8 protein-coding genes and 2 tRNA genes are annotated in these 14,005 nt (G+C 73.2%); 7 read left to right on the plus strand and 3 right to left on the minus strand.

The annotated features are described in order from the left end of the window. Positions 1-50 precede the first annotated feature (50 nt). The 5 genes from UK12_RS06895 (at position 51) to UK12_RS06915 (ending at position 4,901) form a co-directional block, all read left to right on the plus strand. On the plus strand, positions 51-1,694 hold the full coding sequence (locus tag UK12_RS06895) for a membrane protein (RefSeq protein WP_045300714.1): 1,644 nt from the start codon (positions 51-53) through the stop codon (positions 1,692-1,694). Next, complete coding sequence (locus UK12_RS06900) at positions 1,691-3,118, plus strand: AAA domain-containing protein (protein WP_082119382.1); 1,428 nt, start codon at positions 1,691-1,693, stop codon at positions 3,116-3,118. The genes UK12_RS06895 and UK12_RS06900 overlap by 4 nt, the downstream gene beginning before the upstream one ends. Positions 3,119-3,419: 301 nt before the next feature. Next, positions 3,420-3,839, plus strand: a complete 420-nt coding sequence (locus UK12_RS06905; protein WP_231591078.1) for a hypothetical protein — start codon at positions 3,420-3,422, stop codon at positions 3,837-3,839. 215 nt (positions 3,840-4,054) lie between these two features. Then, a complete protein-coding gene (locus tag UK12_RS06910) occupies positions 4,055-4,717 on the plus strand; it encodes a bifunctional DNA primase/polymerase (protein ID WP_197084618.1) in 663 nt (220 codons plus the stop codon). Between the two features lie 110 nt (positions 4,718-4,827). Continuing rightward, positions 4,828-4,901: transfer RNA gene (locus UK12_RS06915), tRNA-Lys, on the plus strand. Between the two features lie 109 nt (positions 4,902-5,010). Here UK12_RS06915 and pgi read toward each other — a convergent pair. Both pgi and UK12_RS06925 read right to left on the minus strand, forming a co-directional pair. Further along, complete coding sequence (pgi, locus tag UK12_RS06920) at positions 5,011-6,672, minus strand: glucose-6-phosphate isomerase (RefSeq protein WP_045300716.1); 1,662 nt, start codon at positions 6,670-6,672, stop codon at positions 5,011-5,013. A gap of 215 nt (positions 6,673-6,887) precedes the next feature. Beyond that, positions 6,888-8,468 carry a Na+/H+ antiporter gene (locus UK12_RS06925; RefSeq protein WP_045300718.1) on the minus strand — a complete coding sequence of 527 codons (1,581 nt, stop codon included), beginning with the start codon at positions 8,466-8,468 and terminating at the stop codon, positions 6,888-6,890. A 277-nt stretch (positions 8,469-8,745) separates the two neighbouring features. On the opposite strand from UK12_RS06925, the gene UK12_RS06930 reads away from it, so the two are divergent. Next, a tRNA-Lys gene (locus UK12_RS06930) sits at positions 8,746-8,819 on the plus strand. Positions 8,820-8,871: 52 nt separating this feature from the next. On the opposite strand, the gene UK12_RS06935 is transcribed toward UK12_RS06930, so the two are convergent. After that, complete coding sequence (locus UK12_RS06935) at positions 8,872-10,512, minus strand: chitinase (protein ID WP_045300720.1); 1,641 nt, start codon at positions 10,510-10,512, stop codon at positions 8,872-8,874. A 218-nt stretch (positions 10,513-10,730) separates the two neighbouring features. Between UK12_RS06935 and UK12_RS06940 the strand changes: the two genes are divergently transcribed. Then, positions 10,731-14,003 carry a S41 family peptidase gene (locus UK12_RS06940; RefSeq protein ID WP_045300722.1) on the plus strand — a complete coding sequence of 1,091 codons (3,273 nt, stop codon included), beginning with the start codon at positions 10,731-10,733 and terminating at the stop codon, positions 14,001-14,003. Positions 14,004-14,005: the final 2 nt, after the last annotated feature.

The raw sequence follows: 14,005 nt of genomic DNA on the forward strand, positions 1-14,005 counted from the left end.
TCCACGCCCCCGTCCGGGTACCGGGCCGGAGCCGCCGGGGAGTCCGTCCGATGAGCCTGTTGAGCACCCTGGCCCGGCTGGAGGCCGTCCGCAGCGGGCGGGCCGAGCCGCTCGCGACGGTGCGGCACCGGCACCTCTCGGAGCGGCCCATGGTGGTCGTCCCGCTCGCCGCGGCCGGCGAGTCGGGCGCGCCGCTCGCCGTGCTGCTCGGCACCGACCGGTCGGCGCCGCGGCTGCACATCGTGCCGCAGCCGCTGAACCGCACCCAGCGCTTCGACTTCCTGGCCCGGGTCGCCGCCGACCTGCTCCCCTACCTGGAGTCCTTCGGCGGCGAGGTCGAGCAGATCGAGGGTTCCACGACGGACCCGGCGACCGGCGAGAAGACCCAGGTCCTGCGTGAACTCTGCGCGGACGCTCCCCAGTTGATCGTTCCGAACGGCTCGTCCGTCCGGCATCTGGCGCTGCTCGGCCGGTCCACCCGGTTCCGCCGCACCGCCGAGGACGCCGACCCGGGCCCGTACCCGGCGCCGACCCGGGTTCCCCTGCTGGGGCGCTGGCTGACGCATCTGACCGAGCGGGCCCAGGTGCCCGGGTCCAGCCTGCTGCTGCCGATGACGGCGCTGCTGGCCCGCCACTGGGCGACCGGGCAGAGCCACCTGGAGGACCAGCACCTGGCCGCCCAGCTGGCCTGGCACTTCCCGCGCCCCGGCCTGACCGGCACCGAGACCGCCCTGCTGGCGGAGACCGAGCGCGACGCACAGGGCCGGCTCACCCACCCGCCGGCCGGCCCGGTCACCGATCCGCGTTTCGACGAACTGCTGCTCGCCCCTGCCATCACCCGCCACGACGCCGCCCTCGCCGCGCTGGCCGCACTGCAGGAGGGGCCGGCCCACGCCGAGCACCCCGACCACGCCGCCCGGGTCGAGCAGGCCAGGCTCCAGGCCGACGAGGCGTCAGAGCAGCTGCACACGGTCCTCTCGCAGGCACTGCTGCCCACCTGGGAGGACGTCTGGCGCGGCCTCGACCTGCTGTACGCGCTGCCGCCGGCCGCCCATCTCGGCGAGCGCTGGGAGTCCGACCGCTGGTCCTACACCGGCCACCGGGACCGGCTCGCCGCCGGGGAGCCGCCGCAGCCGAAGCAGGACGACGCGGTGACCGCCGCCCGCAAGCTGGCCCAGCGCGAGCGTGAGCAGGCCAGGCTGGACGTCCAGGAGGCGCTGGACGATCCGCTCGCGATGGCCGAGCACCGGCTGGCGGGCGAGGCGTTCGCCGGGACGGTGGTCGAGGTGACGCCGGACTACGACACCTCCGGCCGCTCGCCCAAGCCCCGCCCGCTGGTCACCGTCCGCACCGCCGACCGCCCGCACGCCGATCCGGGCCGCGAGGTGCACCGGGCAGGGGGGTCCCCCCGGCCGGAGGCTGGGGGAGGGCCATCCGCACAGAAGGCCGTGATCGTCGAATCCGATCCGGCCGGTGGCACCGTCACGGTCCGGCTGCTGTCCGGGATGGGCCGGAAGAAGGAGCCCGAGCCCGGCAGTCTGCCGGAGCCCGGCGACCGGATCGTCTTCACCCTCTTCGAGTTGACGCCGCGTCAGTCGGCCCCGCTGCCCGAGCCGGACGACACCCCTTGGACACACGGTGGCCCGCCGGGCGCCGCCGATCATTCGCTCACCGCTGCCGAAGAGTGGGAATGACCAGCACCATGACCTTCGACCCGAGCGCCTTCGACCCGGCCCCCGCAATCGCCACCACAACCACAACCGTCCCCACCACACCGCCCGCCTCCCCCGGCGCCACCGCGGATGCCGCCGTGGCCAGGATCCTGGCGGCCACCGTCCGCCCGGCTCCCGGTGCGCCACGCGGCGTGGTGGTGGACTCGCCACCCGGCGCCGGAAAGTCGACGCTGGTGGTGAAGGCCGCCAAGGAGCTGGTCGGCGCGGGCGAGCGGCTGATGATCGTCGCCCAGACCAACAGTCAGGTGGACGACCTGGTCGCCAGGTTGGCCGAGAAGGGCCCCGAGCTGAGCATCGGCCGCCTGCACGCGAGCGACTCCCGCCCCTCGCCCGAGGCGCTGCGGCACGCCAACGTCACCCCGTCCGACAAGGTGGGCGCCCTGCTGGAGCACGACGTGGTGATCTCCACGGCCGCCAAGTGGCAGTGGGTGAAGGCGGAGGCGCCGTGGCGGCACGCGATCGTGGACGAGGCGTACCAGATGCGTTCGGACGCCCTGCTCGCGGTGGCCCGGCTGTTCGAGCGGGCGCTGTTCGTCGGTGACCCCGGTCAGCTGGACCCGTTCACGGTGGTCGGCACGGACCAGTGGGCGGGGCTCTCGTACGACCCGTCCAGCAGCGCGGTGGTCACGCTGCTCGCGCACAACCCGGAGATCGAGCCGCACCGGCTGCCGGTCTCCTGGCGGCTGCCCGCCTCGGCGGCGCCGCTGATCTCCTCCGCGTTCTACCCGTACGCGCCGTTCCGCTCGGGTACCGGGCCCGGCGAGCGGCGGCTGACGGCATCGGCGGCGTCGGACGGTTCGGCGTTCGACAAGGCGATCGACGAGGCCGCCGAGCACGGCTGGGCGCTGCTGGAGCTGCCCGCCCGGCACACCGTGCGGACGGACCCGCAGGCCGTCGCCGCCGTGGCCTCGACGGTCGGGCGACTGCTGGAGCGTGGCCTCACCGCACACTCCGAGCAGGGCACCGCTCCGCTCACCCCCGGCCGGATCGCGGTCGGCACCGCGCACCGGGACCAGGCCGCAGCCGTCCGCGCAGCGCTGGCCGGGCTCGGTGTGCCGGTGGACCCCGCCGCCGGGCCCGCCGTGACGGTGGACACCGCGAACCGGCTGCAGGGCCGGGAGTACGACGTCACCGTCGTACTCCACCCGCTCTCCGGCCGGCCCGACGCGACCGCCTTCCACCTGGAGACCGGTCGACTGTGCGTGCTCGCCTCCCGGCACCGGCACGCCTGCATCGTGGTCGCCCGCGCGGGCATCGCCGAGGTCCTGGACGAGCACCCCGCGACCGAGCCGGTCCAGCTCGGCGTCACCGTCAAGTTCCCGGACGGCTGGGAGGCCAACTACCGGATGCTGCAACACCTGGAGGAGCACCGGGTCCGGCTGTGAACCGGACCTGCCACCGGGCGGTGCTCTGCGGGTACCGGCTCCGCCGCCCTGCGCGCGGCCGGCGCTTCGGGCCGCTGCGGCGCAGCGTGGCCGGGCGGACGCACACCGTGGTGAACCGTCCGACCTGCCGCCCCTGGTCCGCCACCCCGGCGCGCGGGCCGGGAATAGCGCTCTGCTCTCACACCGTTCCGCTACGGGCCGCCGCCGAGTGACAATGGACGGCGGCCGATACCGGTGGCCCATACCGGCCGCCCATGCCCCGAGGCAGCAACCGACCCCGTCACCCCGGAGGTGTCCCCCCATGCCCGATCGCCACTCGCCGGTCTCCGGCCAGAGCGGCCAGCACTCCCCGAGCGGCCCCGCCGAATCGGCCGCACCGGGTCCGGGCACCCCCGTCCGCCGGTTGCGCCCGGCCCAGCTGCTCTTCGAGCCGCAGGCAGACGAGCCCGAACCGGAGCGCTTCTTCGACCTGGAGTCGATCGACGACCCGTCCGAACTGCTGCGCCGCTCGACCGAGTTGACCCTGGCGTTCCGAGTCGCCGCCGAACGCGCCACCGACTTCCAGGCGATAGCGGCGGCGCAGCTCGCCGACACCCGCCGTTTCGACGCGCTCTCCCCCGTCGAGATCGCCGACCGGGCCGACTGGACGCCGGACTACGCGGCCCGGATGGTCGAGTACGGGCGCACGCTGCTGCGGCAGCAGGCCGTCGGCGAGCACTGACCCCTGCGGGGGCACGGGGGCGGCGGGCCCGGACTCCGCCCTGCTGGGCGGCGGCGCGCACGGCTCCGCGCACCCCTGGGCAGACGCCCGCCGGGCGGGTCCGCGGGTCGCCAGTGGCATATGCGGGTGGGAAGGGTACGCCCCCGGTCTCGGAGCTGTCCGGTGAATGCGGCTTTTCTTCCGTACGGCACGGGCCGCGCGCCACGCTGCTGCACGTGGACATCTGGACCTATCAATCGGTTGAGTACGTCACGGTCGCCGGCGAGGCGTGGCTGGCCTCGGCGAGCGAGTATCCGAGCAGCATGCGTGCGCTGTGGGAGTCCCGGCCGTGGGCGCCGTCGGTGCTGCCCTGCGGCCGGGTCTTCGACGTGATCAGCATGCCGTCGCTGTTCGGCCGCAAGGTCCTGGACGAGCTGTGGGCGTCCGGCCCGGGCTGTGGGCCGGTGGCCCTGTACCGGGGCCGCACTCTGGTCTTCGTCCAGCCGGGCGCGGCGGCCCGGCTGCGGACGCTGCTGGCCTGGGAGGAGTGGGCCCGCGAGGTACCGCCGCTGCTCTGCCACGGCGCGGGCGACGCGGTGACGGTCCCGCCGGTGCAGCGGATGGTCGACGCGCCCGACTCCCCCGGCCAGGGTGCCGGTCGCTGGATCGTGGCGCCGGACACCCGGGAGCCCTGGCTGCCCGGCGCCCCCACGGTGCTCTGGGCCTGCGTCCGCGCCTCCAGAGGCCCGGCGGCCGTCGCCGCCGCCCCGCCGCGCCCGCCGGCCCACGCACAGCTCTCGGTGCCGCCACGGTCACGCAGCCCGCACACCGGGCGTGAGCCGTGGTCCTCCGCCGGTACGGGCGCCGAGAGCCCGCTGGAGCCGCTGCCCTCCGCCTGAGGCCACCGGCACACGGGGGGCGGTGCCGAGCCGCGGTCTCGACCCGGCCCGGGACCGTATTCGATTTTGGTTCCACCCGAGGGCACTGCTAGAGTCTTCTCTGTCAGCAGGCGCCGCTAGCTCAGTTGGTTAGAGCAGCTGACTCTTAATCAGCGGGTCCGGGGTTCGAGTCCCTGGCGGCGCACAGACGGCCGAAGGCCCCTCGCAGCAGCGAGGGGCCTTCGGCGTTTCTCCGGTTGCACGGTGCCCCGAGGTGGGCCGCCCGCTGTGGACGGCCCACCCGGAACGGTCCGTCAGCGCCCGCGCAGCGAACGGTAGCCCTCGACCAGGGCTGCGGTGGAGCTGTCCAGCTGCTCCGTGCCCTCACCGGTCAGCAGCACCGGCTCGATCCGCTTGGCGAGGACCTTGCCGAGCTCGACCCCCCACTGGTCGAAGGAGTCGATGTTCCAGATCGCACCCTGGACGAAGACCTTGTGCTCGTACAGCGCGACCAGCTGGCCGAGCACCGACGGGGTGAGTTCGGCGGCCAGGATGGTGCTGGTCGGGTGGTTGCCCCTGAAGGTCTTGTGGGGCACCAGCTCGGCCGGGACGCCCTCCGCCGCGACCTCCTCCGGGGTCTTGCCGAAGGCGAGCGCCTGGGTCTGGGCGAAGAAGTTGGCCATCAGCAGGTCGTGCTGGGCGACCAAGCCGGGCAGCAGGTCGGCGACCGGCTTGGCGAAGCCGATGAAGTCGGCCGGGATCACCTTCGTCCCCTGGTGCAGCAGCTGGTAGTAGGCGTGCTGGCCGTTGGTGCCGGGGGTGCCCCAGACCACCGGGCCGGTCTGCCAGGCCACCGGGTTGCCCTGGCGGTCCACCGACTTGCCGTTGGACTCCATGTCCAGCTGCTGGAGGTAGGCGGTGAACCTGGAGAGGTAGTGCGAGTACGGCAGCACGGCGTGCGACTGGGCGTCGAAGAACGCCCCGTACCAGACCCCCAGCAGCCCGAGCAGCAGCGGGACGTTCTGCTCGGCCGGGGCGGTACGGAAGTGCTCGTCGACCAGGTGGAAACCGTCCAGCATCTGGCGGAAGTTGTCCGGGCCGATCGCGATCATCAGCGAGAGGCCGATCGCGGAGTCGTACGAGTAGCGGCCGCCGACCCAGTCCCAGAACTCGAACATGTTCTCCACGTCGATGCCGAAGTCGGCGACGCCCTGGGCGTTGGTGGAGAGGGCCACGAAGTGCTTGGCGACCGCGTCGAGCCCGCTGCGCAGCTCGGTCTGCAGCCAGTTCCGGGCCGAGGTCGCGTTGGTGATGGTCTCGATCGTGGTGAAGGTCTTGGAGGCCACGATGAACAGGGTCTCGGCGGCGTCCAGGTCGCGCACCGCCTCGTGCAGGTCGGCGCCGTCCACGTTGGAGACGAAGCGGACCGTCAGGTCGCGCTGGGCGTAGGAGCGCAGGACCTCGTAGGCCATCGCCGGGCCCAGGTCGGAGCCGCCGATGCCGATGTTGACGATGTTCCTGATCCGCTTGCCGGTGTGGCCGGTCCAGGCGCCGGAGCGGATCCGGTCGGCGAAGGCGGCCATCTTGTCCAGCACGGCGTGCACGCCCGGGACGACGTTCTCGCCGTCCACCTCGATGACCGCGCCGCGCGGGGCGCGCAGGGCGGTGTGCAGGACGGCACGGTGCTCGGTGATGTTGATCTTCTCGCCGCGGAACATGGCGTCCCGCAGCTCGGCGACACCGGTGACCTCGGCCAACTCCCGCAGCAGGCGCAGGGTCTCGTCGTTGATCAGGTGCTTGGCGTAGTCCACCCGAAGGTCACCGACCTGGAGCGCGTAGCGCTTGCCGCGTTCCGGGTCCGCCGCGAACAGCCCGCGCAGGTGCTGCTGCCCGATCTCCTCCCGGTGCTTGGCCAGCGCCGCCCACTGCGGCAGCCGGTCCAGCGGGGTACGGCCGCCGACAGGGTTCTCCGTCATTGGTTGCTCCTTGACTCATCCGGTTTCTCAGATACCGGCAGGGCCCAGCGGGGAGGGTTGCGCGAGGGTCTGGCGGTACGGGGTGCTGTGCGCCGACTCCGTTGACGGCCTGCCCCGGCAAAGCCTACGCGTCCGGCCCACTCGCCTGGCGCAGCGTCACCTGCGCCTTGGCCACACCGTCCCGGACAGCGTCACCTGCGCCGTCCGCCACGCCCTCAGGTGCTCCGGGAGCGCAGGTCCAGCCCCCGCATCACCCGGTCGGCGATCTCCGGATCGGCGCCGACCTCGCCCCGGGCCGCCAGCACCTCACGGCGGGAGGCGGCGATCATCTCCTGCTCGACCTCGGCGGCGGCCCGCCACTGGCTCAGCCGCAGCTGCGACTCGGCGGCCTCCTCCTGCTCGTACTTCTCCGGGCAGAGCCTGGCCAGCCGGTCGTGCTGGCGCTCGCGCAGCCGCTCGGTGATCTCGGGCGGCAGCCGGCGCTCCTCCTCCAGTTCGGCCAGCCGGTGCAGGCCGGCCCTCGCCGCCCGCCACCACATCTCCCTGACCGCCTGCTCGTGCCGGTCGTGGCCGGCGTCCAGACTGAGCAGCCGGGCCAGCGCCGGCAGGGTGAGGCCCTGGACCAGCAGGGTGAACAGGACCACGCCGAAGGCGACGAAGACGATCTCGCTGCGTCCGGGGAAGTCCCGGCCGTCGTTCAGCAGCAGCGGGATACCGAGTGCCAGCGCGACGGTGGCCACCCCGCGCATCCCCGACCACCAGAGGACCACGGTCTCCCGCCAGCTGATCGGCGTGTCCTCCTCGCCGTGGCTGACCCGCCGGGAGATCCAGGCGGCTGGCAGCAGCCAGATCAGCCGGACCAGGACCACGGTGGCGATCACCCAGGCGGTGTCGCCGAGCATGCCGCGCCAGCTGCCCCTGACGTCGGCGAGCACGGTGGCCAGTTCGAGCCCGATCAGGCCGAAGGCGACCCCGGTGATCAGGATCTCGACGATCTCCCAGAAGGCGTTGCCGACCAGCCGGTACGCGACCTCGTCGGCGTCGGCGGCCCGGTCGGCGAGGTAGAGCGCGCAGACCACCACGGCCAGCACGCCGGAACCGTGTGCCGCCTCGGCCAGGACGTACGCGGCGAACGGGACCAGCAGGTTGAGCGCGACCTGCTGGGTGGGGTCGGCCAGCATGCCGGCCAGCTTGGTGTTGAGCCAGCCGAGTGCGATGCCGACGATCACGGCGACCACGGCGGAGAGGACGAAGCGCAGCGCCGCGTGGGTGGGCGAGAAGTCGCCACTGACCACCGCCTCGATGGCCAGCGAGTAGATCACGATCGCGGTGACGTCGTTGAACAGGCCCTCGCTCTCCAGCACCGCCACCAGTCGCCGGGGCAGGCCGATACTGCCCGCGACGGCGACCGCCGCGACCGGGTCGGGCGGGGAGACGAGGGCGCCGAGCGCGACCGCGGCGGCCACCGGCAGGGCGGGCACCAGCCAGTGGAAGACGCCCGCGACGGCCGTGGTGGTGACGACCACCAGGGCGACGGCGAGCAGCAGGATCGAGCGGATGTTGGCCTTGAAGTAGCGCACCGAGGAGCGTCTGGCCACCGCGAAGATCAGCGGCGGCAGCACCAGCGGCAGGATCAGCTCCGGCTCGACCTTCACATTGGGGATCTGCGGCACCAGGGCCATCACGAGCCCGATCACCGTCATCAGCACGGGCTGCGGCACGCCGGTCCGCCGTGCCAGCGGAATGGTGACGACCGAGGCGAGCAGGACCACGAACAGCAGCGACAGTTGGGTCACCGACTCAGCATAAATGTGACAAACCGTCGTTCCCGATCGTCCGGCTGGTTCGTCGGGCCGGTTCGTCCGGCCGGGATTCGCGCTTGATCTCAAGTCCGCTTCACCTTGCAGACCGACCGCCGGCCGAGAGGCGAGGACGACGGAGCTGCCGGCATCGATCTTCGAGCTGGACGCGGCCGGGCGGGTGTCTCGGGTCGGGCGTCTCCGGGCAGGCGGGGCGCGTCGGGCCGATTGGAGATTTCGGCCGCTGACCAGGTAATGTTCTCTTCGTCAGCAGGCGCCGCTAGCTCAGTTGGTTAGAGCAGCTGACTCTTAATCAGCGGGTCCGGGGTTCGAGTCCCTGGCGGCGCACCGACAGACCGAAGGCCCTTCGCAGCAGCGAGGGGCCTTCGGTCGTTGCGGCTCAGCCGAAGTAGCCGTGGAAGTTCCGGGAGAACTCCTGGCCGCCGTACTGGTCCCAGTTGATCGACCAGGTCATCAGGCCGCGCAGGTCGGGCTGGGTACCGCTGCGGGGGACGTAGCTGCCGCAGTCGGTGGCCTTGGTGAGGCAGTCGAGGGCCTTGTCGACCTCGGTGGGGCTGACGTAGCCGTTGCCCGCGTAGCTGTTGGCCGGCATCCCGACGGCGATCTGCGAGGGGGCGAGGGCCGGGAACATGTTGCCGGTGTTCCCCGCCACCGGGAATCCCTTGAGCAGCATGTCGGTCATCGCGACGTGGAAGTCGGCGCCGCCCATCGAGTGGTACTGGTTGTCCAGGCCCATGATCGAGCCGGAGTTGTAGTCCTGGACGTGCAGCAGGTCGAGGTCGCCGCGCAGTGCGTAGATGACCGGCAGGAAGGCCCCGGCCCGCGGGTCCTGGCCGCCCCATGGACCGGATCCGTAGTACTGGTAGCCGAGTTGGACGAAGAAGGTCTCCGGGGCCATGGTCAGGACGAACTGCCGGCCGTACTTGGCCTTGAGCGTCTTCAGCGCCGAGATCAGGTTGACGATCACCGGGGTGGTCGGGTTCTTGAAGTCGGTGTCACCGGTGGCGAGCGAGAGCGAGTGCCCCTCGAAGTCGACGTCGAGGCCGTCCAGGCCCCACCTGTCGATGATCGCCGAGACCGAGCTGACGAAGGTGTCGCGGGCGGCCGCGGTGGTGAGCCGCACCTCGCCGCTCTGACCGCCGATGGAGAGCAGGACCTTCTTGCCCTTGGCCTGCTTGGCGGCGATGGCGGCCCTGAAGTCGGCATCCGACTCGGCCCCCGGGCACTCGGTGGCCGGGCAGCGGTTGAAGCGGATGTCCCCGGAGGTCACCGAGGTCGGCTCGCCGAACGCGAGGTCGATGACGTCCCAGGCATCCGGTACGTCGGCCATCCGCAGGTAGCCGGAGCCGTTCGCGAAACTCGCGTGCAGGTAGCCGACCAGCGCGTGCGGCGGCAGACCGCTGCCGGGCGGTGGCGTGCTGGGCGGCGGGGACGTCGGGGGCTGGGAGGTCGGAGGCTGCGAAGTGGGCGGCTGGGAGGTCGGAGGCGGGCTCGGGGCGCCCGGCCCGTCGAGGGAGACGTCGTCGGCGTAGTAGGTGCCCTGGCCGTACCAGCCGTGGGTGTAGACAGTCGCACTGGTCTGGCCGGCGCCGGTGGTGAAGCCGACCGAGAGCCGCTGGTACGCCCCGCCCGTCCCCGGCGTCCAGGTGCTGGTGCCGCCGTCCACCCCGAGGTAGACGTACGAGCCCTTGAGGTAGGCGCTGAGCGTGTACGTGGTGTTCGGCTGCACGGCGACGGTCTGTGAGCACTGCGCGGTGTCGCTCGCCGAGGCCGCGCCCGCGAGGGCGTAACTGCCGCTGTGGGACTGGCCGGTGACCACGCTGCCGGTGTTCCCGGTGCAGCTCCAGGGGGCGAGGGCGCCGCTCTCGAAGCCGCCGTTGGCCAGGTACTCGCCCGCTGCGGCGGAGGGGGCCAGGCCGAAGCCGACTGCGACGGCACCGGCTGCGGCGAGGGCCCAGGCGGTGCCGACCGCGACCAGGCGCCGGCCGGCCGGCGGGCGGGTGGTTCGGGGAGTTCGCATGTGGGGGATGCTCCTGCCTCGATACGTGGGGGTGTCCGTGCGCCGGTGGGGTCGGCGGGGAGCGCATCGCCTCCCGTGTGGACTAGACCACTGAAGCGAAGCCCCGTATCACGTGTCAATGGCCGGGGCGCGGTGGCGTTCTGGCACTCTGTCCACCCGGCGGGGCACGGGGAGCAGCCCGGGTTGCGGGCCGCCGCAGCCCACCGAAGCATGGAGTGGTGACTGCGCCCGGCTATCTGAGGTACCCCCATCTGCGCGGCGGGCTGCTCACCTGCACCGCCGAGGACGACGTCTGGGCCGCCCCGCTCCTCGCCGACGGCACGGTCGGCCGGGCGTGGCGGATCAGCTGCGACCGGACCAGGGTCAGCCACCCCCGGCTCTCCCCCGACGGCGGCACCATCGCCTGGACCAGCTGGCAGACCCTCACCCCCGAGGTCTGGACCGCCCCGACCACCGGCGGCGAGGCGGTCCGGCTGACGTACTGGGGCAGTCAGGACACCCGGGTGCGCGGCTGGCTGCCGGACGGCGAGATCCTCGCGGTGACCTCGTACCACGAGCCGTTCGGCCACTACACCTGGGCGCACGCGCTGCCACCGGACGGCTCACCTGGCCACCGGATGCCCTGGGGCCCGGTCAACGACGCCCAGGTGAGCGGCGAGCACACGGTGCTGCTGACCGCCGCCGCCCCGCACGAACCCGCCGCCTGGAAGCGCTACCGGGGCGGCGCCACCGGCCGGCTCTGGCTGGACCGCACCCAGCTGCTGCCCGACCACCCCGGCCACCTCGCCTCCCCCATGCCGGTCGGCGGGCCCGACGACCCCAGAATCGCCTTTCTGTCGGACTACGAGGGTGTCGGCAACCTCTACTCCTGCCGCCCGGACGGCTCCGACCTGCGCCGCCACACGGACCACGCGACCTACTACGCCCGCGAGGCCGCCACCGACGGCGCCCGGATCGTCTACCAGCACGCGGGCGACCTCTGGCTGCTGGACAGCCTGGACACCCCGGAGCCGCGCCGGCTGGAGGTCCCGCTCGGCGGCTCGCGGGCCGGGCGCCGCCCCTACCAGGTCACGACCGCCACCCAGGTGAAGGACCTGGTCTGCGACACCACCGGCCGGGCCGGGGTGATCACCGTGCGCGGCAGCCAGTACTGGCTGAGCCACCGGGACGGTCCCACCAGGGTGCTCGCCGACACGCCGGGCGTCCGGACCAGGCTGCCGGTCCTGCTCGGCCACACCGGCCAGGTCGCCTGGGTGACCGACGCCGAGGGCGCGGACGCCGTCGAGCTGGCCGCACTGCCCACGCGCGGCGGCACGGCGGCCGGCCCCGACGGGCCGGACGGCCCGGACCGACCGGACGGACCGCTCACCGCCGAGGCGCGCCGGATCGCCGCCGGGCGGATCGGCCGGGTGATCGAACTGGCGGCCACCCCCGACGGCCACACCCTGGCGGTGGCCACCTCGGACGGGCGGCTGCTGCTGGTCACCACCGCCGACGGCACCGTCCGCCAGGTGGCCGCCTCCTCGTACGGGCCGGTGAGCAGCCCGTCCTTCTCGCCGGACTCGCACTGGCTCACCTGGTCGCAGCCGGCCGCCGGCCGCTCGCTGCGCAGCATCAAGCTGGCCCGGGTGGACGCGCCGGAGCACGTGATCGACGTGACCGGCGGGCGGTTCGAGGACGAGCACCCCGCGTTCACCCGGGACGGCCGCTACCTGGTCTTCCTGTCCTGGCGCGGCTTCGACCCGGTGCACGACGTGCACACCGGCGACATGTCCTTCCCGCTCGGCTGCCGCCCCTACCTGGTGCCGCTGGCGGCCGACACCCCGTCCCCGTTCGCCTCGCGGGCCGAGGGGCGGCCCCCGGTCGGGCTCGACCCGGACCTGGCGCAGGGCGACGGCACGGTGCGGGTGGACCCGTCGGGGCTGGCCTCCCGGCTGGTGCCGTTCCCGGTGATCGCCTCCAAGTACTCGGCCACGGCGGCGGTGCGCGGCGGCGTGGTCTGGCTGCGCTGGCCGATCTCCGGGGCACTCGGGCAGACCTTCACCAATCCGGCCGATCTCTCGGGCCGGCCGGCACTGGAGTACTTCGACCTGGCCCACGGCACCCGCAGCACCGTGGTGGACCGGCTGGACGGCTTCTCGGTCTCCGGCGACGGCAGCGCCGTCTCGGTGTACTCGGGAGGGGCGCTGACCCTGCACCAGATCGGATCACCGGCCCCGCCGTTGAACGTCGACCTGCGCAGGATCACCCACACCGTGCACCCGGGACCGGAGTGGCGGCAGGCGTACCACGAGGCGGCCAGGATCGTCCGCGACCAGTTCTGGGACGCCGGGATGTGCGGCCTGGACTGGCCCGAACTGGTCGCGCAGTACGAGCCGTTGCTGGACCGCATCGCCAGCCCGGACGACTTCGCCGACCTGCTGCGGGAACTCGCCGGCGAGCTGGGCACCTCGCACGCGTACGTCACCCCGGCACGGCGCGGCGAGGGCCCCGCGCCCGTCCAGCAGCCGCTCGGCCTGCTCGGCGCCAACGTCCACCGCGCGCCGGACGGACGGTGGCTGGTGGACCGCATCCTGCCCGGTGAGTCCTCCGACCCCAGGGCGCGCGCCCCGCTCGCCGGGTTCGGCCTGCGCGACGGCGACGAGCTCCTGGCCGTCGACGGGCGGCCGCCCGACCCGATGCGCGGCGTGGGCCCGCTGCTGGCCGGCACCGGCGGCAGCACCGTCGAACTCACCTTCCGCTGCGGCCCGCAGAAACGGGTGCGGCGGATCGCGGCGACCCCGCTGTCCGACGAGCGGCCGATCCGCTACCAGGACTGGGTGATCAAACGCCGTTACCTGGTACGGGAGTTCAGCGACGGCAAGTGCGGCTACCTGCACATCCCGGACCTCGGCGGCTCCGGCTGGGCCCAGTTCAACCGCGACCTGCGGCGCGAACTCGACCGCCCCGCCGTGGTGTTGGACGTCCGGGGGAACGCGGGCGGGAACGTCTCCGAACTCGTCCTGGAGAAGCTCCGCCGCCGGGTCATGGCCTGGGACTTCAGCCGGGGCAGGGAGCCGGTCCGCTGGCCCAGGGACGCGGTGCGCGGGCCGGTGGTCGCGCTCGCGGACCACGCCACCAGCTCGGACGGCGACGTCATCATCACCGCGATCAAACTGCTCGGCATCGGCCCGGTGGTCGGCACCCGCACCTGGGGCGGGGTGGTCGGGATGACCGGCAGGCATGTGCTCGGCGACGGGACGGCGATCTCGGTACCGAAGAACGCGTCCTGGTTCACCGGCGGGATCGGCTTCTCGGTGGAGAACCACGGGGTCGACCCGGACGTCCAGGTGCTGCGCTCCCCGCACGACTGGGCCAGGGGCAACCACACCGAACTGGTCACCGCCGTCCGGCTGGCGATGGACCTGCTGGAGGACGCCCCCGCCTCCGTACCGCCGCCGCCCGACGTCGCACGGCCCGACCTGCGCCGACCGCCCCTGCCGCCGCGCTGAGC

Origin of the sequence: Saccharothrix sp. ST-888, assembly GCF_000955975.1 — a bacterium.
In the GTDB taxonomy this organism is placed as follows: domain Bacteria; phylum Actinomycetota; class Actinomycetes; order Streptomycetales; family Streptomycetaceae; genus Kitasatospora.